23 protein-coding genes are annotated in these 26,344 nt (G+C 67.7%); 11 read left to right on the top strand and 12 right to left on the bottom strand.

From position 1 onward, the window contains the following. Position 1: 1 nt before the first annotated feature. A complete protein-coding gene (locus ACHMXB_RS13750) occupies positions 2–721 on the top strand; it encodes an HAD family hydrolase (RefSeq protein WP_395399099.1) in 720 nt (239 codons plus the stop codon). A gap of 29 nt (positions 722–750) precedes the next feature. On the opposite strand, the gene ACHMXB_RS13745 is transcribed toward ACHMXB_RS13750, so the two are convergent. Beyond that, positions 751–1,038: a hypothetical protein gene (locus tag ACHMXB_RS13745; protein WP_395399097.1), complete on the bottom strand. Its 288-nt coding sequence runs from the start codon at positions 1,036–1,038 to the stop codon at positions 751–753. Between the two features lie 197 nt (positions 1,039–1,235). Here ACHMXB_RS13745 and ACHMXB_RS13740 point away from each other — a divergent pair, with 197 nt between their 5' ends. After that, positions 1,236–2,411, top strand: a complete 1,176-nt coding sequence (locus ACHMXB_RS13740) for a zinc-dependent alcohol dehydrogenase (RefSeq protein WP_395399095.1) — start codon at positions 1,236–1,238, stop codon at positions 2,409–2,411. 120 nt (positions 2,412–2,531) lie between these two features. Here the strand turns inward: ACHMXB_RS13740 and ACHMXB_RS13735 are convergent, their stop codons facing one another. From ACHMXB_RS13735 to ACHMXB_RS13710, 6 genes are all read right to left on the bottom strand, one after another. Next, the gene (locus ACHMXB_RS13735; protein WP_395399093.1) at positions 2,532–3,341 is read right to left on the bottom strand and encodes an SDR family oxidoreductase; all 810 of its coding nucleotides are present in this window, start codon (positions 3,339–3,341) and stop codon (positions 2,532–2,534) included. Between the two features lie 33 nt (positions 3,342–3,374). Continuing rightward, on the bottom strand, positions 3,375–3,731 hold the full coding sequence (locus tag ACHMXB_RS13730; RefSeq protein ID WP_395399091.1) for a VOC family protein: 357 nt from the start codon (positions 3,729–3,731) through the stop codon (positions 3,375–3,377). Positions 3,732–3,900: 169 nt separating this feature from the next. Continuing rightward, positions 3,901–4,713 carry a bifunctional allantoicase/(S)-ureidoglycine aminohydrolase gene (locus ACHMXB_RS13725; RefSeq protein WP_236805102.1) on the bottom strand — a complete coding sequence of 271 codons (813 nt, stop codon included), beginning with the start codon at positions 4,711–4,713 and terminating at the stop codon, positions 3,901–3,903. 15 nt (positions 4,714–4,728) lie between these two features. Next, a complete protein-coding gene (locus ACHMXB_RS13720; protein ID WP_395399088.1) occupies positions 4,729–6,003 on the bottom strand; it encodes a DUF6986 family protein in 1,275 nt (424 codons plus the stop codon). A 3-nt stretch (positions 6,004–6,006) separates the two neighbouring features. Next, a complete protein-coding gene (gene aceB, locus ACHMXB_RS13715) occupies positions 6,007–7,605 on the bottom strand; it encodes a malate synthase A (protein ID WP_395399086.1) in 1,599 nt (532 codons plus the stop codon). Positions 7,606–7,628: 23 nt separating this feature from the next. Then, the gene (locus tag ACHMXB_RS13710; RefSeq protein WP_395399084.1) at positions 7,629–9,104 is read right to left on the bottom strand and encodes an NAD-dependent malic enzyme; all 1,476 of its coding nucleotides are present in this window, start codon (positions 9,102–9,104) and stop codon (positions 7,629–7,631) included. 213 nt (positions 9,105–9,317) lie between these two features. Here ACHMXB_RS13710 and ACHMXB_RS13705 point away from each other — a divergent pair, with 213 nt between their 5' ends. Beyond that, positions 9,318–10,073 carry an IclR family transcriptional regulator gene (locus ACHMXB_RS13705; protein WP_111904951.1) on the top strand — a complete coding sequence of 252 codons (756 nt, stop codon included), beginning with the start codon at positions 9,318–9,320 and terminating at the stop codon, positions 10,071–10,073. 91 nt (positions 10,074–10,164) lie between these two features. Here the strand turns inward: ACHMXB_RS13705 and ACHMXB_RS13700 are convergent, their stop codons facing one another. Next, positions 10,165–11,646 carry a nucleobase:cation symporter-2 family protein gene (locus tag ACHMXB_RS13700; protein WP_395399081.1) on the bottom strand — a complete coding sequence of 494 codons (1,482 nt, stop codon included), beginning with the start codon at positions 11,644–11,646 and terminating at the stop codon, positions 10,165–10,167. Between the two features lie 172 nt (positions 11,647–11,818). Beyond that, a complete protein-coding gene (pucL, locus tag ACHMXB_RS13695; RefSeq protein ID WP_395399079.1) occupies positions 11,819–12,727 on the bottom strand; it encodes a factor-independent urate hydroxylase in 909 nt (302 codons plus the stop codon). Between the two features lie 375 nt (positions 12,728–13,102). Between pucL and ACHMXB_RS13690 the strand changes: the two genes are divergently transcribed. Next, positions 13,103–13,273 carry a hypothetical protein gene (locus ACHMXB_RS13690; RefSeq protein WP_395399077.1) on the top strand — a complete coding sequence of 57 codons (171 nt, stop codon included), beginning with the start codon at positions 13,103–13,105 and terminating at the stop codon, positions 13,271–13,273. An 8-nt stretch (positions 13,274–13,281) separates the two neighbouring features. On the opposite strand, the gene ligD is transcribed toward ACHMXB_RS13690, so the two are convergent. Both ligD and ACHMXB_RS13680 read right to left on the bottom strand, forming a co-directional pair. Next, positions 13,282–14,526, bottom strand: a complete 1,245-nt coding sequence (gene ligD, locus ACHMXB_RS13685; RefSeq protein ID WP_395399075.1) for a non-homologous end-joining DNA ligase — start codon at positions 14,524–14,526, stop codon at positions 13,282–13,284. Positions 14,527–14,627: 101 nt separating this feature from the next. Further along, on the bottom strand, positions 14,628–16,016 hold the full coding sequence (locus ACHMXB_RS13680; protein WP_395399073.1) for an 8-oxoguanine deaminase: 1,389 nt from the start codon (positions 16,014–16,016) through the stop codon (positions 14,628–14,630). A 428-nt stretch (positions 16,017–16,444) separates the two neighbouring features. On the opposite strand from ACHMXB_RS13680, the gene ACHMXB_RS13675 reads away from it, so the two are divergent. From ACHMXB_RS13675 to ACHMXB_RS13645, 7 genes are all read left to right on the top strand, one after another. Beyond that, positions 16,445–16,939, top strand: coding sequence for a nucleoside deaminase (locus tag ACHMXB_RS13675; protein ID WP_003806330.1), 495 nt, complete (start codon positions 16,445–16,447; stop codon positions 16,937–16,939). Between the two features lie 6 nt (positions 16,940–16,945). Further along, on the top strand, positions 16,946–18,511 hold the full coding sequence (locus ACHMXB_RS13670; protein ID WP_395399071.1) for an NCS2 family permease: 1,566 nt from the start codon (positions 16,946–16,948) through the stop codon (positions 18,509–18,511). Between the two features lie 165 nt (positions 18,512–18,676). After that, complete coding sequence (locus tag ACHMXB_RS13665; protein ID WP_395399069.1) at positions 18,677–20,053, top strand: XdhC family protein; 1,377 nt, start codon at positions 18,677–18,679, stop codon at positions 20,051–20,053. Beyond that, positions 20,044–20,985 carry an FAD binding domain-containing protein gene (locus ACHMXB_RS13660; RefSeq protein ID WP_395399067.1) on the top strand — a complete coding sequence of 314 codons (942 nt, stop codon included), beginning with the start codon at positions 20,044–20,046 and terminating at the stop codon, positions 20,983–20,985. Before ACHMXB_RS13665 ends, ACHMXB_RS13660 begins: the two co-directional genes overlap by 10 nt. A 2-nt stretch (positions 20,986–20,987) precedes the next feature. Continuing rightward, the gene (locus tag ACHMXB_RS13655; RefSeq protein WP_395399065.1) at positions 20,988–23,888 is read left to right on the top strand and encodes a molybdopterin-dependent oxidoreductase; all 2,901 of its coding nucleotides are present in this window, start codon (positions 20,988–20,990) and stop codon (positions 23,886–23,888) included. A gap of 57 nt (positions 23,889–23,945) precedes the next feature. Continuing rightward, on the top strand, positions 23,946–24,926 hold the full coding sequence (locus tag ACHMXB_RS13650) for an aldo/keto reductase (RefSeq protein WP_395399063.1): 981 nt from the start codon (positions 23,946–23,948) through the stop codon (positions 24,924–24,926). Positions 24,927–24,929: 3 nt separating this feature from the next. Then, positions 24,930–25,577: a uracil-DNA glycosylase gene (locus ACHMXB_RS13645; RefSeq protein ID WP_395399061.1), complete on the top strand. Its 648-nt coding sequence runs from the start codon at positions 24,930–24,932 to the stop codon at positions 25,575–25,577. Positions 25,578–25,595: 18 nt separating this feature from the next. Here the strand turns inward: ACHMXB_RS13645 and nboR are convergent, their stop codons facing one another. Next, a complete protein-coding gene (gene nboR, locus ACHMXB_RS13640) occupies positions 25,596–26,216 on the bottom strand; it encodes a nicotine blue oxidoreductase (protein ID WP_395399059.1) in 621 nt (206 codons plus the stop codon). Between the last annotated feature and the right edge of the window lie 128 nt (positions 26,217–26,344).

The following is a 26,344-nucleotide window of genomic DNA, read 5'->3' as shown; positions in this document are numbered from 1 at the left end:
AATGTCCGAGGGCAAAGAGTCGGGGAGCCAGTTGTCATCAGGGAAGCGCAGCGAGAAGGGTGTCCTGTTCGATGTTGACGGGACCCTGATCGACTCCGCCTATATTCACACCCTTGCCTGGTGGCACGCGTTCCGCCAGTCGGGCTTCGATGTGCCCATGGCCCGGATTCACCGCTGCGTGGGGATGGGCGGGGCGCGACTGGTTGACAATCTGCTGCCGGACTCCCGGAACAAGGACGTGGACGAGGCTATTCTGTCCGCCCATTCCGGGATCTTCGGCACGTACTGGCCCTCGCTCCGCGCCTTCGACGGCGCCCGCGACCTGCTGGCCAAATGCAGTGAGGGCGGACTGGCGGTGGCGCTGGCCTCGTCCGCGAGGGAGCAGGATCTCGAGGCGCTCCGCTCGGCACTGTCAGCCGATGAGTTCATCGACGCCGCAACGAGCTCCAACGATGCGGAGAACAGCAAGCCTGAGCCGGACATCCTTGTGGCGGCGCTGGAGGCAGTGGGGCTTGAGGCCTCCGGGGCCATCTACGTGGGGGACGCGGTGTGGGACGTCATGGCGGCTGCCAAGCTCGGCATCCCCACCGTTGCCCTCACCTGCGGCGGGACCAGCGAGGCGGAGCTCCGCGAAGCGGGGGCCGTTGAGGTCTACGACGGTCCGCGCGAGCTTCTGGACAACCTGGGCGGCAGCGTGATCGGGAAGCTGCTGGCCGGCTAGGGTTCCCCGTTTGAGGCGTCCGGACGAAGTCAGGCCCCGGCCGTGTCCCCCCTTGATTCGGTGTTCGTGGCCTCGGTGTTCGTGAACCCGCCACCCTCGGGCTCATCGGCATAGGTTCCCTTGTTCCACGACACCGCCACTGCCACGGAGCCGTCGTCGTTCCGGACCACCTCGGTGAGCACCTCCGAAACCGCCGCCCCCATGGCGAGGATTTTTGCTTGGTATGTGCTCACCAGTTCCTCGAGGCTCGCCTCTGTCCATTCGCCTGGCCGCATGCGCGTTGAGATTTCCACCGGTTCGGGCTGGTACAGCGACATGATGGGCGCCTTTCCTTGGGGGCAAGAACAGTTCCTACGCTAGGAGCGTTCCCCGGCTGAAACAAGAGAAAAGGCAAGGCCGCTGACTTCCGCTTCCGGTGCCCCAGTAAAATTGATAAGCATACTGATCTTCACAATGCGACCTGGGCACGTTACGGTCGAAAGGACGCGATGTGCAGCTACAGGAAGGCACTCCATTGAAGGCACTGACTTGGCAAGGCAAGCGCTCGGTGAGCGTGAAGGAGGTACCGGATCCGGTCATCAAGGACCCCACGGATGCGATCGTGAGAATCACGTCGTCCGCGATTTGCGGCTCGGATCTCCACCTGTACGAGGTGCTTGGCCCCTACATGCACAAGGACGACGTGCTGGGCCATGAACCCATGGGCATCGTGGAGGAGGTGGGGAGCGCCGTCACCAACCTCGCAAAGGGAGACCGGGTGGTCATTCCCTTCAACATTTCCTGCGGCCACTGCTACATGTGCTCGCAGGGCCTGCAGTCGCAGTGCGAAACCAGCCAGGTCCGGGAAAAGAATTCCGGGGCCGCGCTGTTCGGGTTCTCGGAGCTGTACGGCTCCGTCCCCGGCGGACAGGCGGAGTACCTGCGCGTGCCGTTCGCGGACTACGGCCCCGTCAAGGTGGGGCAGGAGCTGCCGGACGAGCGGTATCTGTTCCTCTCGGACATCCTCCCCACCGCCTGGCAGGGCGTGAAATACGCCGATGCTCCGGCCGGCGGCACCCTGGCGGTCTTCGGGCTGGGCCCGGTGGGGCAGTTCGCCTCCCGCATCGGCACCTACCTGGGCCACCGCGTGATCGGCGTGGATCCGGTTCCGGAACGCCGCGAGATGGCGGCGCGGCACGGCGTCGAGGTCCTGGACTATGCGAAGGGTGTGGCTGACGAACTGCGCGAGATGACCGGCGGCAGGGGACCGGACTCGGTGGTGGACGCCGTCGGCATGGAGGCACACGGCTCGCCGGTGGCCGCCTTCGCGCACCAGGCGCTGGGGCTCCTACCTGACAAGGTGGCGCAGAAGGCCATGGAAACCGCCGGCGTGGACCGCCTCGCGGTGCTGCACACGGCCATTGACGCGGTCCGCCGCGGCGGCACGCTGTCCCTGAGCGGAGTCTATGGCGGCACGGCCAGCCCCATGCCGCTGCTGACCATGTTCGACAAGCAGATCCAGCTCCGCATGGGCCAGTGCAACGTCCGCCGGTGGACCGATGAGCTGCTTCCGTTGGTGGAGGACGACGCCGATCCGCTGGGTGTGATGGATCTGGTCACCCATACCGCGGGGCTGGACGAGGCGCCGGAGCTCTATGAGAAGTTCCAAAAGAAAGAGGACGGCTGCATCAAGGTGGTCCTCAAGCCCTGACGGGCTTCAGAGATACCGGGCTTTAGCAGCGAGGTCCGGGACGGCGGCTGGCGGGCGACTCACCCGCCAGCCGCTTTCCGTTGCGGGACTTGTCCGGCGGCTCACCGACAAAGTCGCGTCCTACTGCTCGCGCCACTCGTGGCCGGTGATGTGCGAGCCGGCCTGCGGCCCCATCTGGAGCATCCCGCCGTCGACCGCCCACGACGCCCCGGTGACATAGCTCGACGCCGGAGAGGCAAGGAACGCGATGACCGCGGCCACTTCCCGCGCATCGCCGGGCCTGCCGAGGGGAACGCCGGGCCGGTCCGTGGTGCGGGGGTCCTCGTCGGTCTGGCCCGTCATTGGGGTCGCGATTTCGCCGGGGGCCACGGAGTTGGCCGTGATGCCATAGCTGGCCAGCTCCAGTGCAATGGTCTTGATAAGTCCGCCGAGCCCGTGCTTGGACGCGTCGTAGGCCGATGCGCCCACCCGCGGCTGCGTCTCGTGGACGCTGGTGACGGCGATGATGCGCCCGCCCCGCCCGGCGTCGACCATCCGGCGGGCTGCCGCCTGGATGCAGAGGAAGGCGCCGTTGAGGTTGGTGTCCAGGGTCTTGGCCCAGGTCTCGTAGTTCAGCTCGAGGAACTTGGTGCCATCGCCCGTGCCGGAGTTGTTGACGAAGACGTCGACGCCGCCCAGGTCCTCGGCCAGGCCGTCGACGACACCGGCGCACGTCAGGAGGTCGGTGGTGTCGAGTTGCCGCACCACCGTGTTCCGGCCCTCTGCGCGGACCTCCTCCGCCGTCCGCTCGGCACCGTCCCGGTCCGAGTGCCACGTGATGCCGACGTCCAGGCCGGCCCGGGCCAGGGCAACCGCGGTGGCGCGGCCGATCCCTGAGTCGCTGCCGGTGACGATGGCCGTGCGGGGCGAGAAGTCGGGCGAGAAATTCATGGTGCGTCCTTCCGTGTGTCCCTCTTTAAAGAGTCAGGCTGCCGCATCCACGACGCAGAAGCGGTTCCCGTCCGGGTCTTCCAGCACGACGAAGTCTGGGTCATCCGGATACGAGTCCCAGTTCACCCTGGCTGCCCCGAGCTCGACGAGTCGTTCCACCTCGGCTGCCTGGTCATCGGCGTAGAGGTCCAGATGAAGGCGCGGGTGGGACTGCACCGGAGTCTCGCTGAGCATGAGGGCGAGCCGGGCGCCGTCGCCTTTTTGCGGGACGAGCACCACCCACGTCTCGTCGCCATCCTCCCGGGGAATGTAGCCGAGGGCGTCGCACCAGAACGCGGTGGCGCGGGCGACGTCATCGACGCCGAGGACAGTCGTTCCGATCGTCAGCATGCCTTCATGCTTCCCTGCGTGCAGTTGTGACGCAAGGGTTCGGGCTGCGTAAGCCTGCTGCGGTGGCCGGTCCAACAGCGAAACCGCCGGAAACGCGCGAGATCGCCGGAAGCTTCCAGCGTGCTGGCAGGCTTCCGGCGATTTCGGCGGCAGTGAGGTCCGCGGCGGACTACGTCAGGCGGACCTGGCGGTTCATGTCCTTGTAGAGCAGGTAGCGGAACTCGCCGGGCCCGCCCGCGTAGCAGGCCTGCGGGCAGAAGGCGCGCAGCCACATGAAGTCGCCGGCCTCCACCTCCACCCAGTCGTTGTTGAGCAGGTACATGGCCTTGCCCTCAAGGACGTAGAGGCCGTGTTCCATGACATGGGTTTCCGGGAAGGGGATCACGCCGCCCGGCTGGAACGTCACGATGTTCACCTGCATATCGTGGGCCAGATCGCTGGAGTCCGTGAAGCGGGTGGTCTTCCAGACGTCATTGGTGTCCGGCATCGACGTCGGCTCAACGTCCTTCTCGTTGGTCACGAAGGACTTCGCCTCATAACCCTCAAGCCGCTCGTAGGCTTTGCGGATCCAGTGGAAGGACACGACGTCGTCGGAGACGTTTTCCAGGCCCCATTCCGAACCGGCAGCCAGGTAGGCGTAGCCGCCCTCCTCAAGCTGGTGCAGTTCGCCGTCGAGGGTGAGGCTGACCTTGCCGCGGGTCACGAAGATGACGCCTTCGACGCCGGCCTCGAACTCGGCCTTGGGTGCGCCGCCGCCCGCCCCGATCTCAACAATTAGTTGGGAAAACGTGGTGGCGAACCCGGAAATGGGGCGGGCGATAATCCAGGAACGGGTGTTGCTGAATCCCGGCAGGTTGCTGGTCACGATGTCGGTCATGACGCCCTTGGGAATGACCGTGTAGGCCTCGGTGACGATGGCCCGCTCAGTGGTCAGGTGGGTCTGCGGCGGCAGGCCGCCTTCGGGGGAGTAGTACTTTCCCATGGGGAGATTCCTTACCTAGGAGTTGGAGGTGGTGGCCAGCCGCGGGTGGGCCAGTGCAGTCAGCTGGGGGATCCCGACGGCGGCGAGTGCCTGGACCTCGTCGGTCCCCACGGCGCCGCACTGGACGCCGCGCAGCACGAACGCGGCGAGCGCGCGGGCCGTGGCCGGCTCGTCCATGACGCCGCCTTCCGTCTGCTCCACGTAGTTCCGCAGCCGGGCCGCCGCGGCCGGCAGGCCCTGGCGGTAGAACGCATACGTTGCCGTGAACCTGCTGGGGAGCTGGGCCGGGTGCAGGTCCCAGCCCTGGTAGAAGCCGCGCTCCAGGGAACGGCGCACCAGGCGGCCGTGCAGCTGCCAGGCGTTTTCCACGTTGTCGCCCACCGGAATGATGTTGGTGGATCCGTCGGACAGCCGGATGCCGGTGCCGGCCACGGCCAGCTGCATGACCTCCTTGGCGAAGTCGGCCACCGGGTGTTCCATCGACTGGTACTCGGCGGAGATCTGCAGCGAGGCGGAGTAATCGTACGTCCCGTAGTGCAGGCCGCTGATCCGGCCGGGAACGGCATGCGGCAGTTGTGCCACCGGGGACGTCCCCTCCGGGCCGAGGATGAGCTGCGGCGTCTCCACCTGCACCTCAAACCGGAGCCGGCCGGCGGGGAGGGAGTGGATCTCCTCGAGCCGGGAGACCGCGTAATCCATGGCCTGTACCTGGGCCACGGTGGTGACCTTGGGCAGCGTCAGGACCAGGCCCTCGGGCAGTTCGCCCGCCGCAGCCAGGCCTGAGACAAACAGGTCGAGGGTGCGCAGCCCGCGGGCGCGGGTGGGGCCCTCGAAGCACTTGAACCGGATTCCGATGAACGGCGGCGCGGAGCCGGCCGAGACTGCGGCGGCCACGGCGGACGCCGCAGCAACCGCGGCGGCGTCCTCGGCGTCGTCGCCCCGGTCCCCGAACCCGTCCTCGAAGTCGAGCCGGAGGTCCTCGATCGGCTCGCTGGCCAGCTTCGTTTCCACCCGTGCCGCAACTGCCTCTGCGAGCTCGGCGTCCTGGCCCAGCAGCGAACCGAGCCGGGCAAGGCCGCCGTGGGCGGCCGCCGTCGCCAGCGCCTGGGTTCCCCAGTCGGCGGCGAGCGACGGCGTGAACCGGTCAGCGGGGACGTAGACGGTGTGTACGGGCTGGCGGGAGCCGTCGTCGCCCGGGTAGTTCTGCTCGAGCAGCCGGTCGGTGTCCGCCAGTTGCCCGTCGATCCGGGCCAGGTCCGCCGCGGTCAGCGAGGTTTCGGGTACCGCCATGCCTCAGCCCACCAGTTCGTAGGCGGGGGTGGTGAGGAAGTCCGTGTAGTCCTCCGAGAGGCAGATGTCGCCGATCAGGGCGCTGGCGGGCTGGTAGTAGCGGGCGAACGCTTCCTCGCCCACCTCGCCGCGCAGCTTGTCGGTTTCCTCGGCGAGGATCCGGGTGACCAGCTCCCGGGTGACCTTGTTGCCGGTGTCCGCGAGGACCACCTCGTTGCGGATCTGCTGCCAGACCTGCGAACGGGAGATTTCCGCCGTCGCGGCGTCCTCCATCAGGTTGTGGATGGCCACCGCGCCGTTGCCGGAGATCCAGACGGCGGTGTAGGCCACTGCGACGTAGAGGTTCAGGCGCAGGCCGGCTTCGGTGACCTGGCCCTCGGCGGAGGCGATGTCCAGCAGCTGCCCGGCGGTGACCGAGACCTCCGGGCGCTGCTTGTCCAGCTGGTTGGGCCGGTCACCCAGCACTGAATCGAAGACCTCCTGGCACACGGGCACGAGGTCCGGGTGGGCCACCCACGAGCCGTCGAAACCGTCGTTCGCCTCGCGGGTCTTGTCCGCACGGACCTTCTCGAAGGCCTGCGCGGTGACCTCGGGTTCGCGCCGGTTGGGGATGACGGCAGCCATGCCGCCCATCGCGAAGGCGCCGCGGTGGTGGCAGGTCTTCACCAGCAGTTCCGTGTAGGCCCTCATGAACGGCGCCGTCATGGCCACGGTGGCGCGGTCCGGCAGCACGAAGCTGGCACCGGCGTCGCGGAAGTACTTGATGATGCTGAACAGGTAGTCCCAGCGGCCGGCGTTCAGGCCCGAGGCGTGGTCCCGCAGCTCGTAGAGGATCTCGTCCATCTCGAACGCCGCCGGGATGGTTTCGATCAGGACGGTGGCGCGGATGGTGCCCTGGCCGAGGCCGAGGAAGTCCTGGGCGAAGACGAACACGTCGTTCCACAGCCGTGCCTCGAGGTGGCTCTCCATCTTCGGCAGGTAGTAGTACGGACCCTGGCCGTTGAGCACCAGCTGCTTGGCGATGTGGAAGAAGTGCAGGCCGAAGTCAACTAGCGCGCCGACGGCGGGTTCGCCGTCGAGCAGCAGGTGCCGCTCCTCCATGTGCCAGCCGCGGGGGCGGGCCACGACGACGGCCAGCGGGGCGTCGGTGCGCAGCCGGTACTCCTTGCCCTCGGGGGAGGTGTAGCTCAGCGTCCCGGCGGCGGCATCGCGGAGGTTGAGGATGGCGTCGATGACGTTGTCCCACGTGGGCGTGCTGGCGTCCTCAAGGTCCGCGAGCCACACCTTCGCGCCGGAGTTCAGCGCGTTGATGGCCATCTTGGCCGGCGAAGCCGGCCCGGTCATCTCGACCCGGCGGTCCTGCAGCGCCGCCGGTGCCGGCGCAACCTTCCAGTCGCCGTCGCGCACGTCCTTGGTTTCCGGCAGGAAATCCAGGCTGCCGGTCCGGGCCACCTGCTCACGCTTGGCCTTGCGCGCCGTGAGCAGCTCGCCGCGGCGGCCGGCGAAGCGCTTGTGGAGCTCCTCCACGAACGCGAGGGCCTTCGGGGTGAGAATCTCCTCCGCCCGCTCGATCGGCCGGGGGTCTGTGACTGTGATAGCCATTGTGGGTCCTTTCCAGGGCTGATTCAGGCGTTGGCGAGAGCTGCTGTGTCTGCCGCAGCAGAAGCTGCTTCTTCTGTTGAGTCTTCCGCGGTTGCCGTCGCGATGCCAGTACCCGCTGCGGCGTGGGCCGCGGCGGCGACTGCTGCCGCGACGTCGGCGGCCACGTGGGGGTCGAAGACGCTCGGGATGATGTAACTGGCGTTGAGCTCGTCGTCAGCAACCCGGTTGGCGATCGCCTCGGCGGCAGCCACCAGCATCTCCGGCGTGATGTCCGATGCCCCGGCGTCCAGCAGCCCGCGGAAGAAGCCCGGGAAGGCCAGGACGTTGTTGATCTGGTTCGGGAAGTCGCTCCGGCCCGTGGCGACGACGGCGGCGTGCTTGGAGGCCACTGTTGGGTCGATTTCCGGCGTCGGGTTGGCCATGGCGAAGACGATGGCTTTGCCCGCCATCGAGGCAACCTGCTCCTCGCCGATCACGTGCGGGGCGCTCACGCCGATGAAGACGTCGGCACCCTTGAGGGCCTCGTGCAGCGTGCCGTCGAAGCCCTCCGCGTTGGTGTTGGCCGCAATCCAGGTGCGGTGCTCGTCGTCGTACTTCTCACCCGAGTGGATGGCGCCGGAGCGGCCGGCGGCGACGATGTGCTGCGCGCCCTGGGCCTTCAGGAGCTGGATGATCGCCGAGCCGGCGGCCCCGACGCCGGAAACCACGATCTTGACCTCGGAAAGCTTCTTGCCCACGACGCGCAGGGCATTCACCAGTGCGGCGAGCGTGACGATGGCGGTGCCGTGCTGGTCATCATGGAAGACCGGGATGTCCAGTTCCTCGCGGAGCCGGTTTTCGATCTCGAAGCAGCGCGGCGCGGCAATGTCCTCGAGGTTCACGCCGCCGTAGACAGGCGCCAGGGCCTTGACGATTTTGATGATCTCCTCGGTGTCCTGGGTGTCCAGGCAGACGGGCCAGGCATCGACGTTGGCGAACTGCTTGAACAGGGCGGCCTTGCCTTCCATGACGGGAAGCGCGGCTGCCGGGCCGATGTTGCCGAGGCCCAGAACCGCCGAACCGTCGGTGACCACGGCGATCGTGTTCCGCTTGACCGTGAGGTTCCGGGCGGCGTCGGGGTTTTCCGCGATGGCAAGGCAGACGCGGGCGACGCCGGGGGTGTAGGCGCGGGAGAGGTCGTCGCGGTTGCGCAGTGCAACCTTCGGGACCACCTCGAGCTTGCCTCCGAGGTGCATCAGGAAGGTGCGGTCCGAGACGTTGCGCACCGTGACGCCGTCGAGTGCGTTGAGCGCGTCCTTCACGCGGTCCGCATGGTCCTGGTCGGTGGTGTTGCAGGTGACGTCCACGACAAGCGTCTCGTGGTGGGACTCGGTGACGTCCAGCGCAGTGATCGCTGCCCCGGCCGCACCGACGGCGGCCGCGAGCTCGCTGGTGGCCGTGAAGCTCGAGGGTGCCTCCACGCGCAGGGTGATTGAGTTTCCGGGGCTCGGGTTCGCCATTGAATGTCCTCCTGGTCCGGCCCATCCTTGGGGGTGGGCTCTTCGACTGAATGTTTTCGTATTATGGATATTATTATCTACTTTATGGAAATACAAGCCCCGAACGCTTCCATCGACGTGGCCGTGCGCCGTGCTGTATCTTTGGCTGTCTAAGCAACTTTTTTCACGATGCGGATAAGAGTTGTCGTATTCGAGGCAACAGGAGAGTGCTACATGGCTGAAAAAGCCTCCGGAGGCGTGCAGTCCGTTGAGCGCGTCTTTGAACTTTTGGAACTGATCACCGACGCCGGCGGCGACGTCACGCTCAGCGAGCTCTCTTCCTCCACGGACCTGCCCCTGCCCACGATCCACCGGCTGCTGCGCACGCTCGTGGCGCTGGGGTACATCCGCCAGCTGCCCAACCGCCGCTACGCCCTCGGCCCGCGGCTGATCCGGCTCGGTGAAGGCGCCAACAAGCAGCTTGGCGCCCTGGCACGGCCGCAGCTGAAGTCGCTCGTGGACCGGCTGGGGGAGACCTCCAACATGGCCGTGCTGGACTCGGACATGGTGATCTACGTGGCCCAGGTGCCATCGCTGCACTCGATGCGCATGTTCACCGAGGTGGGCCGCCGCGCCCACACGCATGACACCGGCGTCGGCAAGGCGATCCTGGCGCAGCTGGACGACGAGGTGGTGCGTGGCATCGTGACCCGCACCGGAATGCCAACGCCCACGGCCAAGAGCATCGGCGACTTCGATTCCCTGATCGCGGACCTGAACCGGATCCGGGAACGCGGCTACTCGATCGACGAGGAGGAGCAGGAGCTCGGCGTGCGCTGCTTCGCCATGGCCGTCCCCAACGCGCCCACGCCCACCGCCATCTCGGTCTCCGGGCCGGTCTCGCGCGTGGACCAGTCCTTCGCCGACCGCGCCGTGCCGCTCCTCCGCGAAGCAGCCCAGGCAATCTCGGACGAGCTCAACCAAAACTGACCCCCCGCCGTCGTCCTTCAATACAGCGCGAACGTGCAGATAATGCCCTCAAATCCCAGATTTGAGGGCATTATCTGCTTGTTGGCGCTTGTTAGTGCTCGGACTTGGACGACGCCTGGATAGGTACTTCCTTGCCGTCGCAGTCAATCAGTTTCCCGCCTTCGAACCGGTCGCCGTCGGCGAGGCAGTGCAGGTCCTCCTCCTTGACCAGGCGCCCGGTACCCGCCACGAACACTGACTGGTTGTCCGAGTTGCCGGCCTTGAGGTGGTTGAAGAGCAGGTTCAGCAGGATGGCCATGACCGCGGCCGAGCTGATGCCGGAGTGGAAGATGGTGCTGAACCAGGACGGGAACTGGTCGTAGAACGCCGGTGCCGCGATCGGGATCATGCCGAAGCCGATGGACGCGGCCACGATGATCAGGTTCATGTTGTTGCGGTACTCCACCTTGGAGAGCGTCCGGATGCCGCTGGCGGCAACAGTTCCAAAGAGTACGACGCCGGCACCGCCCAGGACGGGTGTCGGCACCGCCGCCACCACCCGGCCAAGGACCGGAAGCAGGCCGAGGACGACCAGGATGAGGCCGCCGGCGCTGACGACGAACCGGCTCTTGACGCCGGTGATGGCGACCAGGCCGACGTTCTGGGCAAAGGCGCTCTGGGTGAAGGAGTTGAACAGCGGGGAGATCGCGCTGGAGAGCATGTCGGCCCGCAGGCCGTTGCCGATCCGCTTGGAATCGACCTTGGTGCCCACGATCTCGCCCACGGCAATGATGTCCGCGGAGGTTTCCGTGAGTGTCACCAGGATGACGATCAGCATGGAGATGATCGCCGCGATCTCGAACGTCGGCGGTCCGAAGGCGAACGGGGTGGGGAATGCGACGATCTGGCCCGTGCCCACCTTGGAGAAGTCAGCCATGCCGAAAGCGAGGGCGATGAGGGTCCCCAGAACCATTGCGAGCAAGATGGACAGCCGTGAGATGGCGGCGTTGCCCACCTTGCTCAGCAGCAGGACGATCGCCATGGTGGCGGCGGCCAGGCCGATGTTGGCCATGCTGCCGTAGTTCGGGGCCGCCTTGTTACCGCCCATCGCCCAGTTGGCGGCCACCGGCATCAGCGTAAGGCCGATGGTGGTGATCACCGTGCCGGTGACAACCGGCGGGAAGAACTTGATGATCCGGGAGAACAGCGGAGTGATGAGCAGCCCGATCAGCGAGGCCGCGATCACGGAACCGAAGACCGACTGGATTCCGCCGCCGCCGTGGACAATCGCCACCATCGTGGAGACGCCGGCGAAGGAGACGCCCTGGACCAGCGGGAGCTGAGAGCCGAAGAAGCGGATGCCGACGGTCTGCAGGATGGTGGCCAGTCCGCCGACAAAGAGGCAGGCGGCAATCAGCAGGCCGATGTCCTGGGATGACATGCCGGCCGCGGCGCCGATGATGAGGGGCGGGGCAATGATGCCGCCGTACATGGTGAGGACGTGCTGGAACCCGTAGGCGAAAGTGCTGCCGATCGAGAGGCGCTGGTCTTCCGGGCGGGTTGCCGCTGGGCGGGTTTTCTTGGTGATGTTCATGGCAGACTTTCTTGGTTCATGGCAGACGCCTTCGTCTGGCTAACAATGTCTGGCTAACAATTTGGGTCGTGTGATGGGGCCTGTGTCCGTTGGTGGGACCCGAGGCTCGATTTGTGGGCTGGGGCTGCGGGCCCGCGGACCCTTGGTTTCCGCGGGCCTGCCGGGGTTTCGTTTAGCAGAAGCCGGCGATGCCTGACCAGGCGACGTCGGCTGCTTCGGCGTCGTCGCGCAGGACGGTGGCCTCGATGAGCCCGTACGGGCGGTCGGCGGCGAAGAAGACCTCGTTGGGGTTGTCCAGGCCGAACGGCGAGAGGTCCACGAGGAAGTGGTGCTTGTTGGGCATCGAGAACTTGATTTCCTCGATCTCGCTGTGGGCTTCGAGGACCTTGGCGCCCATGTCGAACAGGGTCTGCTGGAGGGCGTGGGAGTAGTTCTCGGTGAAGCCTTCCAGCAGGAGGCTCTTGACGTCGTCGTAGCTCTTGTTGAAGTCCAGCGAGCTGAAATCCGTGCCGGCCTTGAAGCGCCAGCGGGCCGAGACATCGGTGGCCAGGATGCGGTCGGTGGTCTCCGGCAGGGTCGTGTACTTGTCCTTCGGGTACCCGACGAAACCGGACTGCGTGGACTTCAGGACGGTCAGGTCCTTGAGCCCGGAGATCAGGTGGGTGGCAGCTCCGTCGCGGACCAGGACGGCGGTGCGGACTTCCTGGCCCTTGCGGACGAAGGAGTGGTCGTGTGCGCTGCCGTGCGCCTGGATGCGTTCCCAGGCGTAGGACTCGGCTTCCCAGCGGCCGCCGGTGACCCAGTCGAAGCTGGAGGTGAAGTGCTCGCCGAGGCGCAGCAGGAATGCCTCGGGGGAGCCAACCCCTTCGCGGGCGAAGGCGTAGATGGTGTTCTTCTGGGTGTCGGTGGCCACCACGTGGGCGTTGTCGCCTTTGAGGTGGGCGGCTTCGAAGTCACCGCGGAGCTGCGAGGTCACGTTCAGGTCCTCGATCTCGTGGCGGTCGGTGTCGCGGGTGATCTTGACGACGCGGACTTCGGCCTTGCCGTACTGGTTGTGGCCGAGGACGATCTTGTTGCTCATGGTCTGTTCCCAACTTCCCGTATGTGGAACGAAAGTCCCACATAGAAATTAAGTGCGTGTTTCCCACGCATTTCGTGTGGCGTCGACCCAAACAAAAAATGAGCCGACATCAGTTGATGCCAGCTCATTACGACCCTGCCTGCTGCTCCCAGGTTACGTGACGTGCGCCACGAATTGACTTAAAGCGTAGCGCAGCATCCCGGTGGTGTACATCACAGATTCAAAAAACTGATTGTGACCGACGGCGGCGGATGACCGGGCCGGGAGGGTCTTGACGTTGCACGCAGGGCCTCCGTAAGATTTCGCATATCAAAAACTAATTTCCGCTCTACGAAAACTCGAGAGCGGATCAGCGCAAGAAACGAGGAGGAACAGATGGACCCGCAGGATAAGAACAACGTCGCGGAATTCCCGGCGCCCGGCCAGGAGCTGTACCTGCCGTTCGGCGCCACTGATCCCGACTTCTACATCCCGGCGGACTGCGACCGGCGCTCCGGCGGCCTGTCGCGGTGGCTGCGGGCACTTCCGGTCTTCGGCCGGCGGTAACCGGGCCGTCAGGATCCGGGGCGCCCCGGCCATTCCTTGCCGGCCCACGGGTCGTAGTCGGCGATGAGCTGCTCCTGTGGCGGACGCTCCGCCTCTGGGACATGCTGCAGGTTCACCCGCACCCGGTACCAGAGCGAGCTTGACCCGCGCATTCCGTCCACTAGCACGTCGGCCGGATGCAACGACGGCACCACGTCCGCGTGCAGGGACTTCCATTCGTCGAGCGCGGCGAGTGCCTCCGGCTTGGTTTTGGTGCGGGCCACTTCAATGAGCGGCATCACCGACTGCCGACGGCCGGAGCCGTTGACCCCGCGCGGCGCCTTCTCGGCAGGGCCGAGCTCGGCAGCCAGTGCAAGAAGCCCGTCCAGCCTGCCGACGGCGTCGTCGATGCCGGCGTGGGGGTCGCCCACCTCGGCAAAGCGCTCCGGCACAGTCAGTACCGTGAACTGTTCGGGCCTTGCGGAGCGGACCTCGTCCCAGGTGAGCGGGGTCGAGACCCGGGCATCGGGCAGCGGCCGGATTGAGTACGCCGATGCCACGGTGCGGTCCTTCGCGTTCTGGTTGAAGTCCACGAACACACTCTCGCCGCGCTCCTCCTTCCACCACCGGGCGGTGGCCAGGCCGGGGGCGCGGTTTTCGACCTCACGGGCCAGGGTCTCGGCAGCCAGCCGCACATCGCGGTAAGACCACTCCGGTGCGATGCGCACAAGAATGTGGAGCCCCCGCGACCCGCTCGTTTTCGGCCAGCCCACGAGTCCGACGTCGTCGAGCACCTCCCGGGCCACATACGCGACATCAACGATTTGGGACCAGTCGACCCCCGGCATCGGATCGAGGTCCACGCGGAGCTCGTCAGGATGGTCGAGGTCCTCGGCGCGCACCGGATGCGGGTTGAGGTCCAGGCAGCCAAGGTTCACCACCCACGCCAGACCCGCGGCGTCCCGGATGACGGCTTCCTCCGCCGACGTCCCCGACGCATAGTGGAGCGTCGTCGTGTCGATGAAGCCGGGGTGGTTGTCGGGCACGCGCTTCTGGAAGAACGCCTCCGCGTCGATCCCCTTTGGGAAGCGCTTGAGCACCATCGGCCGGCCGCCTGCCCCGCGCAGCGCGCCGTCCGCGACGGCCAGGTAGTAGCGCACCAGGTCGAGCTTCGTCAGCCCGGGTTCAGGAAACACCACCTTGTCCGGGCTCGAGATGCGGACCTCGGTGCCGGCAATGTCCAGGATCTCGGCCGGCGTCTTCGACGGAGTCATGCCGCCACGCTAGCAGTAGACCGGCCCCGTTTCGATGGTTCCCTGCCCACTCGACGATTCGCAGCATCGTGTGCGCAGGGAACCGTCGTAACGGCGGGGTGTCAGCCGTTCACCAGCCGCCGCGCCGCCGCCGAATGCTCAGCGATCAGCCCGGCCACGTCCAGTCCTGGAATCTGCCCGTCGATCACGCGCCACTCGCCGCCCACCATCACGCGGTCCGCGCGGTCGGCGGCGCACAGCAGCAGGGCGGAGAGGGGATCATGGGCGCCGGAGAACCGCAGGTCGTCCAGTCGGAACAGGGCCAGGTCCGCCTGCATCCCGGGCGCCAGCTGGCCCAGGTCGGGCCGGCCCAGCACCGCCGCCGATCCGCGCGTGGCCCAGCCCAGCGCCCGCTCCACCGGAACGTGTGCGCCGTACCGGAGCCGCTGCAGGTACAGCGCCTGCCGCGCCTCGAGAATCATGTTGGACGCATCGTTCGACGCCGATCCGTCCACTCCCAGCCCCACGGGCACTCCCGCTTCCTCCAGTTCGAGCACCCGGGCGGTGCCGGACGCGAGTCGCATGTTCGACGTCGGGCAGTGGGCGAGGGCGGTTCCAGCTGCTCCCAGCCGGGCAATTTCAGCGTCGCTGAAATGGATACCGTGGCCCAGCCACGTCCTGTCCGTCAGCCAGCCCACACTGTCCAAATAGTCCACGGTGCGCAGCGCGAGCGTCTCAAGGCAGAACTGCTCCTCGTCGAGGGTCTCCGCGAGATGGGTGTGCAGCCGGACGTCATGCCGCTCCGCCATTGCGGCGCTCTCCGCCATGATCTCCTTGGTGACGGAAAACGGCGAGCAGGGCGCCAGCGCAATCTGGATCACGGCGCCGTCGCCGCGCTCGTGGTACTCGCGGATCAGCCGTTCGCTGTCGGCGAGCACCACGTCCGGTGTCTGTACCGTCGACTGTGGCGGCAGCCCGCCGTCGTCCTCGCCCAGCGTCATGGAGCCCCGGGTCAGCGTGGCCCGCATGCCCAGATGCCGGACGGCGCCGATTTCGACGTCGACCGCGTCCTCCATCCCGGCGGGGAAGAGGTAATGGTGGTCCGCGGCCGTGGTGCAGCCGGAGAGGAGCAATTCGGCGAGGGCCACGGTGGCCGCGAGTTCAAGGTCCCGCGGGGTCAGCCTGGCCCAGACCGGGTAAAGGTTCTGCAGCCAGGGGAACAGGGGAGCGTTGGCCACCGGGCCCCACGCGCGGGTGAGCGTTTGGTAGAAGTGGTGATGGGTGTTGATCAGGCCGGGCAGGACGACGTGGCTGCCGGCGTCGAAGGTCTGCTGGCAGGGAGCGGAGGGCGTCTGGCCGGTGCCAAGCACTTCCACAATCCTGCCGCCGCTGACCACCAGGCCGCCCGAGGCGTCGAGGCTGTTGGCGGTGAAGGCCGCCAGCGGGTTCCGGATCCAGAGCCGGGATTCGGCGGTGCCGTTCGTTGATGGAAGCTTAAAGGGCTGGGCCATGAGGATCCTTGTCTGAGCGTGCTGATACTTTCCAGCTCAGTGGTCCTGTCTGCTGATCCAGGGGACACGCTGCCCTGTAAAGCGACGCCCGGGCGGCGAGTCGGCACCAGCGTAGGGCGGGCTCGGGAAGGTGGTCAATGGGTGCCGTTTGTGACAGGCCTTGAAGTGGCGGCCCACAACCGCCAGACGTGAGCCGTCGGAAACACGCATTTCACATTGCGAAATTAAGTTTCCAGAAAACTATGGCGCGGACCACATTCCGGTGCTAATCTCGAGTTGCCAAAGGCGGGCACCCGGACTCCGGGGAAGCTATCTACCAGGCGCAACTTAACCTTCAAAAGCACATGCTGAAGCCTGGTAACCGTCGCACTTGGTCCTTTCCGTTCCGCCCGCGGGGTACCGGCTTCCACAGCAAAGGGAGTCGCATCATGAGTACCACCGTCACGGCCGAGGCATTCCTGGCCAGGTCCATCCGGTTGGCAACCGCCAACGTCCTGAACAGCGGCGGCCCGTTCGGCGCCGTGATCGTCACCGCCGACGGTCAGGCGTTCGACGGCGTCAACCGGGTCACCGCCGACAACGATCCCACCGCCCACGCCGAGGTCACGGCCATCCGCCGCGCGTGCAGCGGGCTTGGCACCTTTGACCTCCGCGGGGCCACCCTCTACAGCAGCTGCGAGCCATGCCCCATGTGCCTCGCCTCGGCGCTCTGGGCCCGCATCGACCGCGTGGTCTTCGCCGCGGACCGGCATGACGCCGCCTCCGTGGGCTTCGACGACGCCGTCTTCTACGAGTACTTCGACAACGAGGACCGCCATGCCCTGATGCCGGTCTCCAAGCTCGAGCTGGGCCACCCCGAAGCCCCCGCCATCCTGGAACCCTTCAACACCTGGAACACGCTCGACTCCAGGATTGACTACTAGGGCCCGGTGGCTGACATGACAATCCTGGACAATACCGCTGAACAGCAGGCTGCGCTTCTGGGCGCAGGGCAGACAGCGGCACCCGAAAAGAACCCGGCATCCGGCAAGGCGCAGCGGGGCAGCAGCCCCAGGCCCCCGGCGTCGAACTCGTTCCTCGACCGCTTCTTCCACATCACCCGGCGCGGTTCCACCGTGGCCCGCGAGGTCCGGGGCGGACTGGTCACCTTCTTCACGATGGCCTACATCGTCATCCTGAATCCGCTGATCCTCGGCGGCTTCAGTGCGGACAATGCCCCCACGGACGTCGCCGGTGGCTGGCTTTCCGCGGCGCAGGTGGGCGCAGTCACAGGGCTGACAGCCGGCGTTATGACCATTGCGTTCGGCCTGATCGCCAACCTGCCGTTCGGCCTGGCCGCGGGACTGGGCATCAACTCCTTCCTCGCGGTGGCGGTGATCCAGGAAGTCACCTGGGCCGAGGCCATGGGCCTGGTGGTCATCAACGGCATCCTGATCGTCCTGTTCGGCGTCACCGGCGCGCGGACCGCGATCTTCCGGGCCGTGCCCAAGGAGCTGAAGGCCGCGATCACGGTAGGCATCGGCCTGTTCATCGCCTTCATCGGCTTCGTGGACTCGGGCTTCGTCAAGGCCACCGCCGGCGGCCCGCCGGTCCAGCTCGGCGACAACGGCTCCATCACCTCCATCCCCACCATGGTGTTCATCGTGGGCCTGCTGGTCATGGGCATCCTCGTGGCACGGAAGGTCCAGGGCGGCCTGCTCATCGGCATTGTGGCCACCACCGTGCTGGCCGCCGTCGTCGAAGCGATCCTGCACATCGGCCCCGCCAGCGACACCAACCCCGGCGGCTGGCACCTGAACACGCCGGTGCTGTCGGGCCACCTGGTCTCGGCCCCGGACCTCGGCCTCGTCGGGCAGTTCGACCTGTTCGGCGCCTTCGGCCGGATCGGCGGTCTCGCCGCGACCATGCTGGTGTTCACGCTCGTGTTCACGAACTTCTTCGACGCCATGGGCACAATGACCGGGCTCGCCAAGAGCGCAGGCGTGGCGCACAAGGACGGCACGTTCCCCCGGCTCAAGTCCGCCTTCATCGTCGAAGGCGTGGGCGCAGTGGTCGGTGGCGGCACGTCAGGTTCCTCCAACACCGTGTACATCGACTCCGCCGCGGGGATCGGCGAGGGGGCGCGCACCGGGCTCGCCTCGGTGGTCACCGGCGCGCTGTTCCTGGGATCCATGTTCCTCACCCCGCTCACCAGCGTGGTGCCGCTCGAGGTGGCAGCCGCCGCCCTGGTGGTGGTGGGCGCGATGATGATGGCGCAGATCCGCGAGATCAAGTTCACCAAGTTCGCGGTGGCGCTGCCGGCCTTCCTGACGATCGTCACCATGCCGCTGAGCTACTCGATCGCCAACGGCATCGGCGTGGGCTTCGTGAGCTGGGCCGTGATCGGCGCGGCCTCCGGCAAGGCGAAGAAGATCCATCCGCTGATGTGGGTGGTCACCGTGGGCTTCATTGTCTACTTCGCACGCGGTCCGATCGGCGCGCTGCTCGGGGCTTAGGGACGCGGAAAATGCCCCGCGACGCGCAAACGGCCGGAGGACACGGGAATCCGCGCATCCCCGGACCGTTTGCGCGTCGCCGGGCCGGACCGGCGTCGAATGCTTTCCACTACCAAGAATAGGAACGAGAATGGGCACCATCGCACGGGAAGAGGGAGTGCTGCCATGCTGGATCTGATGCCTTCTCTGGCCGGCTGGCGCCCGGCGGCGTCCGGGGAACGGTGCGCCGTCGCCACCATCATCACCGCCAGCGGCTCCGTGCCGCGGCCGCCCGGGACTTCCATGCTGGTGTCCGAGTCGGGCGAGATCCTCGGCAGCCTCTCCGGCGGCTGTGTTGAGGGGGCCGTGGTTGCCTCGGCGCTGGAAGTGATGGCCGACGGCGGCACCCGCCTTGAGGCTTTTGGCTTCAGCACTGAGGACGCGTTCGCCGTCGGGCTCACCTGCGGCGGTGAGCTGGAGGTCCATATCCAGTCCCTGGACGGCAGCGCGGCCGGGCTCGGTGCCTTTCGGATGTTGGCCGCCGATCCCGAACGGCCGCTTGCCCTGATCCGGCGGATCGACGCGCCCGCGGACAGGGCCGCTGCCGCGGGCATCGCTACCGGCAGACCATTGGGGGCAGGTGGGACAGCGGGCGAGGCCGCCGCCCAGCCGCCAGCCGTCGTCGTGGTTCCTGATCCGGGCACGTTTGAGGTGGCGGAATCGGCCGACCTCGCGGCACTGCTGGGGCTGGACTTGCTGAACCCGGACGCTGAGGCCTGGCGGGAAGCACTCCGCGCTGCCGCCGCCCAGCTCGAGCCGCTGCTGCGCGGCGGCCGGACGGGACTGGTCAGGCTGGCGCCGCCGCGGGGCTGTGGCGTTTCTGTCGGGAGCGCCCACAGTACCGGGGGTGAAGTGCCCTCGACGGAACCAGTGACCCTGCTGGTGGAGAGCCGCCTGCCGCAGGCCCGGCTGCTGGTGTTCGGTGCCAACGACTTTGGCGCAGCGCTGGTGCCGGCCGCCAAGCTGCTTGGCTACCGCGTCACGCTGTGCGACGCCCGGCCGGCGTTCGCAACGCAGGAGCGCTTCGCCGCGGCGGACGAGGTGGCCACCGACTGGCCGCACCGGTATCTTGCCGCGGAAGCCTCCGCCGGCAGGATCGACTCCCGCACGGTCATCTGCGTCCTGACACACGACCCCAAGTTCGACATTCCGCTGCTCCAGGAAGCACTGGAGCTGGACGTTGCCTTCGTCGGCGCGCTGGGCTCGCGCTGCACCCACCGGCAGCGCATCGACGGGCTGCTCGAGGCCGGCGTCGCACCGGAGCGGCTGGCCATGCTGCATTCGCCCATCGGCCTGGATCTCGGCGCCGTCACACCGGCGGAGGTGGCCGTCTCCATCACCGCGGAGCTCATCGCAGCGCGCACCGGTGCCGGCGCCTGCATTCCGTTACGGGACGGCAGCGGACCCATTCATTCAATTCCCGCCGGGGGCACGGAGCCCGCGTTAAGCCACCAACCGGCACTCGGCAAAGAACAGGCATCCCAGGAGATCGCATGGACATGAATACCATCGAGGCGGTGGTCCGCACCACCGACCCCGCCGACTGGCGCGAGGGTGACGCCTGGCTGGCGGGCGGCACCGTCCTCTTTTCCTACGGCAGCACGGCCTTCGGTCCCGAGCCGCTGCGGCGCCTGCTGGATCTCGGCTCCGCCGGCTGGCAGCCCGTGACCGTGACCGCGGACGGCCTCGAGATCGCGGCCACCTGCACCGTCGCCGAATTCTACGCGCTCCCGGACAAGCTGGCCGAAGAAGGTGCCGGCACCGAAGACTGGCCCGGCCTGGACCTCATCCGGCCCTGCTGCGACTCCTTCGTGGCGTCCTTCAAGGTCTGGAACATGTCCACCGTGGGCGGCAACCTGTGCACGTCCCTGCCGGCCGGGCCCATGATCTCGCTGTGCGCCGGGCTGGACGGCACGGCCACGGTCCTCGGCCCGGGAGGCTCCCGCCGGGAACTGCCGGTGGCCGACTTCATCACCGGGGACGGGCAAAACGCGCTGGCACCCGGCGAGCTGCTCCGCAGCGTCAGCCTGCCGGCGTCGGCCCTGTCCTCCCGAGTGGCGTTCCGCCGGCTCTCGCTGAGCAACCTCGGCAGGTCGGCGGTGCTGCTGATCGGAAGGCTCGACGGCGGCGGCCAGTTCACGCTCACCGTCACCGCCGCCACCAAACGGCCGGTGCAGCTGCGGTTCGGTTCCCTGCCGGAGGCGCCGGAGCTGGCAAGCGAACTCGAGGCCGCCATCCCGGCCGGCCTATACCACGATGACATCCACGGGCTGCCCGGGTGGCGCCGCGACATGACGCACCGCCTGGCCGAGGAAATCCGGGCAGAACTGGGCATGCCGGCCGGAGCGCCGGCCGAAGTGTCCGGAGACTTCTGGCCACCACAGCCGGCACAGCCGCCGCAGCAGACACAGACGCAGACGAAGAGAGGGGCCTGAGCATGGCCATGGAAATCAACGGTGCGCCGGTGCAGGCGCAGCCGCGGCCAGGCCAGTGCCTGCGCACGTTCCTCCGGGAGCAGGGCAACTTCGGCGTGAAGAAGGGCTGCGACGGCGGCGACTGCGGTGCCTGCACCGTGCACGTGGACGGCACGCCGGTGCACAGCTGCATCTACCCGGCCGTGCGCGCCGAGGGCCACGCCGTTACCACCATCGAAGGCCTCGCCGCCACGAGCGAGGGAGCTGACCTGCATCCCATGCAGCAGCAGTTCCTGGACCGCCAGGGCTTCCAGTGCGGCTTCTGCACCGCGGGCATGGTGATGACGGCAGCCACCTTCGACGACGGCCAGAAGGAAAACCTGCCGCGCAACCTGAAGGGAAACCTGTGCCGGTGCACCGGATACCGGGCCATCGCGGACGCCGTCTGCGGCCACGAAGGCCACCCGGCACCGGAAGGCCCCGGCTCGGGAATCGCCGGCGGCGGGCAGCCGGCCCCGGAGCCCGGCCGGCTGGGCGACGACGTTCCCGCGCCGGCCAGCCGCGCGGTGGTCACTGGGCAAGCACGCTACACGCTGGACGTCCCGGCCGAGGCGCTGCCCGGCCTGCTGCACATGAAACTCGTGCGCTCACCGCACGCGCACGCCCGGGTCCTTTCCATCGACACCTCGGCCGCCATGGAGGTGCCGGGAGTCGTGGCCGTCCTCACCGCCGAGGACGCCCCGGACCAGCTGTATTCCAGCGCCCAGCACGAGCTCTTCACCGACGACCCCGACGACACCCGGCTGCTGGACACCGTGGTGAGGTTCCGCGGGCAGCGGGTGGCCGCCGTCGTCGCCGAATCGGTGGGCGCGGCGGAGGCGGGCGTCCGTGCGGTCCGGGTGGAATACCAGGAGCTCGCAGCGGTGTTCACCCCGCAGGACGCCATCCGGCCCGGCGCCCCCTCAGTCCACGGCGACAAGGATGCCGGCACGGCGCGGATCGCCCAGCCGGAGCGGAACATCGTGGCCGAACTGCACTCCGAACTGGGCAGCGTCAGCGACGGCTTCGCGGCGGCCGACTTCCTCCATGAGCAGACCTACCGCACCCAACGCGTCCAGCACGTGGCGCTGGAAACGCACGCCTCCATCGCATCGGTGGACGACGACGGCCGGCTGCAGGTGCGCACGTCCACCCAGGTTCCGTTCCTGGTGCGCCGCACGCTCTGCCGCGTGTTCGGGCTGCCGGAGGACCAGGTCCACGTGGTGGCGGGCAGGGTGGGCGGCGGCTTTGGCGGAAAGCAGGAGGTGCTCGCGGAGGACATCGCCGCGCTCGCGGCCCTGAAACTGCGCCGGCCCGTGCAGCTGGAGTTCACCCGGACCGAGCAGTTCACCGCCAGCACCACACGGCACCCCTTCACCATCAAGCTCAAGGCCGGCGCCAGCAGTGACGGCAGGCTCACGGCGCTGCAGTTGGACGTCCTCACCAACACCGGGGCTTACGGCAACCACGCCCCCGGGGTCATGTTCCACGGTTGTGGCGAATCCCTGGCCGTCTACAAATGCGCCAACAAGAAGGTGGACGCGCTCGCCGTCTACACCAACACCGTGCCGTCCGGCGCCTTCCGCGGCTACGGGCTCAGCCAGATGATCTTCGCCATCGAATCGGCCATCGACGAACTGGCCGCGGGCATCGGCATGGACCCGCTGGAGTTCCGCCGCCGCAACATGGTCCGCGAGGGCGACGACATGCTCTCCACCCATGCCGAACCGGAGGAGGACGTCCACTACGGCAGCTACGGGCTGGACCAGTGCACGCGCCTGGTGCAGGACGCGCTGGAGCGCGGCCGCGAACGCTACCGGGCCGCCGGGCTGGATGACCTGGGACCGGACTGGGTCACGGGGGAGGGCACGGCGCTGTCCATGATCGACACCGTGCCGCCGCGGGGCCACTTCGCCCATTCCAGGCTCCGGCTCCTGGCCGACGGAACCTACGCCGCCGACGTCGGAACCGCCGAATTCGGCAACGGCACCACCACGGTGCACGCGCAGCTGGCCGCGACGGCGCTGTCCACGGTGGCCGCGCGGGTCACCGTCCGGCAGTCCGACACAGACCTGATCGAGCATGACACCGGCGCCTTCGGCTCGGCCGGAACGGTGGTGGCCGGCAAGGCCACACTGGCCGCGGCCGAGGAACTGGCCGTCCGGATCCGGGCGTTCGCTGCCGGCGTCCGGCAGATCCAGTCGTCCGGATGCGTGCTCGACGGCGACGCCGTCGTCTGCGAGGGAACCAGGGTGCCGCTTACTGAACTGTTCGACGCCGCCCGGCAGGCCGGCGTCGAACTCGAGGCCGAGGGCCGCTGGGGCGGAACCCCGCGCTCGGTGGCCTTCAACGTCCACGGCTTCCGAGTGGCGGTGAACACCGGGACCGGTGAGCTGCGCATCCTGCAGAGCGTGCAGGCGGCGGACGCCGGCGTCGTGGTGAACCCGCGGCAGTGCCGGGGCCAGATCGAGGGCGGCATCGCCCAGGCGCTGGGTGCCGCACTGTATGAGGAGGTCCGCGTGGACGACGGCGGCCGGGTCACCACGGACATCCTCCGGCAGTACCACATCCCGTCCTTTGCCGACGTGCCGCGCAGCGAGGTCTATTTCGCCGACACCAACGATTCGATGGGACCACTGGGGGCCAAGTCCATGAGCGAAAGCCCCTTCAACCCCGTGGCGCCCGCGCTGGCCAACGCCATCCGGAACGCCACCGGCGTGCGGTTCGCCGAGCTGCCCATCGCCCGGGACAGGATCTACCTGGGGCTGAAGGAGGCTGGCCTCGTTCCTGCCAGCGCTCCCGCTGACAGTTTTCCCGCTGACAGCATTTCCGCTGGCAGCATTTCCGCTGGTGCAGGCGACGCGGAGTCACTTTTCGCCCCATGAACCGCGGCCGGGCGCGCGAAGTGAGCCCGCGTGGGCTCGGCAACATATAGTCGGGGGATGGAACAGCGCATCTTAGGCAAGACCGGACGGAACGTTTCAGTCATTGGACTGGGAACCTGGCAGCTCGGTGCGGACTGGGGCAATGTTGACCCGGCACAGGCGCAGGCCATCCTCGCGGCGTCTGCTGATGCCGGTGTGACGTTCTTCGACACGGCGGACGTCTACGGGGACGGCCGCAGCGAGCAGGCCATCGGAGCGTTCCTCGCCGACAACCCGGGCACGGGCATCACGGTGGCCACGAAGATGGGCCGCCGGCTGGAGCAGCGCCCGGAGAACTACAACCTCGCCAACTTCCGCGAATGGGTGGACCGCTCGCGCCGCAACCTGCGGACCGACGCCCTGGACCTGGTCCAGCTGCACTGCCCGCCCACCGCGGTGTACAGCCGGGCCGAGGTGTACGACGCCCTGGACACCCTCGTTGCCGAGGGGGCCATCCGGAACTACGGCGTGAGTGTGGAGCGCACCGAGGAAGCGCTCGAAGCCCTGCGGCACGAGGGCACCGCATCCGTGCAGATCATCCTGAACGCCTTCCGGCTCAAGCCGCTGGAGGAGGTGCTCCCCGCTGCAAAAGCCGCCGGCGTGGGCATCATCGCCCGCGTTCCGCTCGCCTCCGGTCTGCTGTCCGGGAAGTACACTAAGGAAACTGTCTTCGCCGAGGACGACCACCGCAACTACAACCGCGCCGGGAACGCCTTCGACGTCGGCGAAACCTTCTCCGGAGTGGACTATGAGCTGGGGCTCAAGGCAGTGGCCGAGTTCGAGCAGCTGGTGCCGGAGGGCTCCGGAACCGCGCAGGCCGCGATCGCGTGGGTCGCCGCCCAGGACGGCGTCACGTCCGTCATTCCCGGTGCCCGTTCGGTGGAGCAGGCCCGAGCCAACGCCGCCGCGGCCGCAACGGTGCTCGGCCCGGAGTTCGACGAAGGCGTGCGCTGGATCTACGACCACTACTTCCGCGAGGCCGTCCACCCCCGCTGGTGACCTGTGACGTCATCGATCGAGGGCTTCATAGACCGGCTCGCGGCCGTTGAAACGCCCCCGGGCTGCAACAACTTCTTCGACCATTCGGTCCCCGGGAACGCCCTGCGCCGGCAGAACCTGGCGGCCTACCTCGGGGACATGCTGGACAGGGCACCGAGGGTGCTCCTGGTGGGGGAGGCGCCGGGCTTCCGCGGCATGCGGATAACCGGTGTTCCCTTCACCAACCGCACCATGTTCCAGGGGCCGGCCAATTCCTTCGGGCTGTTCGGCTCCGGGAAAGGGTACGTGCTGCCGCCGGAGGCTGCCGGCGTCGCCGCCGAGCCCACGGCCACGGTGATGTGGGAGGTGCTGGCCGAGCTCGACTTCTTGCCACTGCTGTGGAGTGCCTGCCCTTGGCACACGCATGTGCCGGGACAGCCACTGTCCAACCGCACGCCAACACCCGCGGAAGCCGCGCTGGGCACCCCGTTCTGGCAGGCCCTGACGGGGATCTTTCCCGTCGAAACCGTGGTGGCCATGGGAAACGTCGCGCACACCAGCCTCCGCCGCAGCGGCCTGGACGTGCCGAAAATCAGGCACCCGGCCCATGGCGGAAGGGCCCGCTTCAAACAGGGACTGCAGGAACTTCTCGCGGCGGGGATGGCGCAGTAGGACCCGTTGGGCCGCGAACTAGCCCAGCAGGTGCAGCTGATCCGGGGTGTCGAGGTCTTCGCCGCCGGACTGGCCTGAACCGGGCGGCAGAGTGCAGTCCACCAAATCGATCAGCTCCGGATGGGCCTGCAGGAAAAGCCGGGCACCGGCGTCGCCCTTTGCAGATTCAGCGGCTGCCGCCCGCAGCGTTGCATCGAGCAGCAGCGGATGGCCGCGCCGGAGCTTCCCGGACGCATCGGCGTACGCGGCGGCCGTCACCCGGCCCGGACGGTGCGCCCGCAGCAGCCTGGCGACAGTTTCCGCCGTCAGCCCCGGCTGGTCCACGAGGGCCACCAGCACATCGTCTTCTGGGCGCGCGCGATTTAGCCCTGCCTGGAACGAACTGCCCATTCCGCCGGCCCACTCCGGGTTCTCCACCACAGTGTGGCGGGCCAGATCCGTCCGTCCTAGGACGTCCGCGGCGCCCGCGCCCAGCACCACCACAACCTCGCGGCAGCCGCCGTCGAGCATCACGTCGGCAAGCACCTCCACAAGGGTGCGGCCCCGGAACGGAAGCAGGGCTTTCGGGCCGCGGCCCAGGCGGGTGCCGGCACCCGCAGACAGCAGCACGCCGGTGGTGGACGGAAGGAAGGAAACCATGCTTACTACCTTAAGGCGCAAAGATTACCCGGTAGTAGGGGTGGTTTGTCCAGTGAATGGCGGCTAACGTCGAATCTGTCGTGTTGGCAATTGGGGGTCGTAATGGCGGCTGCAACGGTGCAGCTGTC

It is taken from the genome of Arthrobacter sp. UC242_113 (genome assembly GCF_044054585.1).
Lineage (GTDB): Bacteria > Actinomycetota > Actinomycetes > Actinomycetales > Micrococcaceae > Arthrobacter.
Note: the sequence above shows the minus strand (reverse complement) of the source record. Positions and strands in the feature narration are given on the sequence as shown.

What these genes read in the sequence shown, in the direction of transcription:
- ACHMXB_RS13750 (WP_395399099.1), top strand. Translation starts at nt 2, where the DNA reads ATGTCCGAGGGCAAAGAGTCGGGGAGCCAGTTGTCATCAGGGAAGCGC.
- ACHMXB_RS13745 (WP_395399097.1), bottom strand. Translation starts at nt 1,038, where the DNA reads ATGTCGCTGTACCAGCCCGAACCGGTGGAAATCTCAACGCGCATGCGG.
- ACHMXB_RS13735 (WP_395399093.1), bottom strand. Translation starts at nt 3,341, where the DNA reads ATGAATTTCTCGCCCGACTTCTCGCCCCGCACGGCCATCGTCACCGGC.
- ACHMXB_RS13730 (WP_395399091.1), bottom strand. Translation starts at nt 3,731, where the DNA reads ATGCTGACGATCGGAACGACTGTCCTCGGCGTCGATGACGTCGCCCGC.
- ACHMXB_RS13725 (WP_236805102.1), bottom strand. Translation starts at nt 4,713, where the DNA reads ATGGGAAAGTACTACTCCCCCGAAGGCGGCCTGCCGCCGCAGACCCAC.
- ACHMXB_RS13720 (WP_395399088.1), bottom strand. Translation starts at nt 6,003, where the DNA reads ATGGCGGTACCCGAAACCTCGCTGACCGCGGCGGACCTGGCCCGGATC.
- aceB (WP_395399086.1), bottom strand. Translation starts at nt 7,605, where the DNA reads ATGGCTATCACAGTCACAGACCCCCGGCCGATCGAGCGGGCGGAGGAG.
- ACHMXB_RS13710 (WP_395399084.1), bottom strand. Translation starts at nt 9,104, where the DNA reads ATGGCGAACCCGAGCCCCGGAAACTCAATCACCCTGCGCGTGGAGGCA.
- ACHMXB_RS13705 (WP_111904951.1), top strand. Translation starts at nt 9,318, where the DNA reads ATGGCTGAAAAAGCCTCCGGAGGCGTGCAGTCCGTTGAGCGCGTCTTT.
- ACHMXB_RS13700 (WP_395399081.1), bottom strand. Translation starts at nt 11,646, where the DNA reads ATGAACATCACCAAGAAAACCCGCCCAGCGGCAACCCGCCCGGAAGAC.
- pucL (WP_395399079.1), bottom strand. Translation starts at nt 12,727, where the DNA reads ATGAGCAACAAGATCGTCCTCGGCCACAACCAGTACGGCAAGGCCGAA.
- ACHMXB_RS13690 (WP_395399077.1), top strand. Translation starts at nt 13,103, where the DNA reads ATGGACCCGCAGGATAAGAACAACGTCGCGGAATTCCCGGCGCCCGGC.
- ligD (WP_395399075.1), bottom strand. Translation starts at nt 14,526, where the DNA reads ATGACTCCGTCGAAGACGCCGGCCGAGATCCTGGACATTGCCGGCACC.
- ACHMXB_RS13680 (WP_395399073.1), bottom strand. Translation starts at nt 16,016, where the DNA reads ATGGCCCAGCCCTTTAAGCTTCCATCAACGAACGGCACCGCCGAATCC.
- ACHMXB_RS13675 (WP_003806330.1), top strand. Translation starts at nt 16,445, where the DNA reads ATGAGTACCACCGTCACGGCCGAGGCATTCCTGGCCAGGTCCATCCGG.
- ACHMXB_RS13665 (WP_395399069.1), top strand. Translation starts at nt 18,677, where the DNA reads ATGCTGGATCTGATGCCTTCTCTGGCCGGCTGGCGCCCGGCGGCGTCC.
- ACHMXB_RS13660 (WP_395399067.1), top strand. Translation starts at nt 20,044, where the DNA reads ATGGACATGAATACCATCGAGGCGGTGGTCCGCACCACCGACCCCGCC.
- ACHMXB_RS13655 (WP_395399065.1), top strand. Translation starts at nt 20,988, where the DNA reads ATGGCCATGGAAATCAACGGTGCGCCGGTGCAGGCGCAGCCGCGGCCA.
- ACHMXB_RS13650 (WP_395399063.1), top strand. Translation starts at nt 23,946, where the DNA reads ATGGAACAGCGCATCTTAGGCAAGACCGGACGGAACGTTTCAGTCATT.
- nboR (WP_395399059.1), bottom strand. Translation starts at nt 26,216, where the DNA reads ATGGTTTCCTTCCTTCCGTCCACCACCGGCGTGCTGCTGTCTGCGGGT.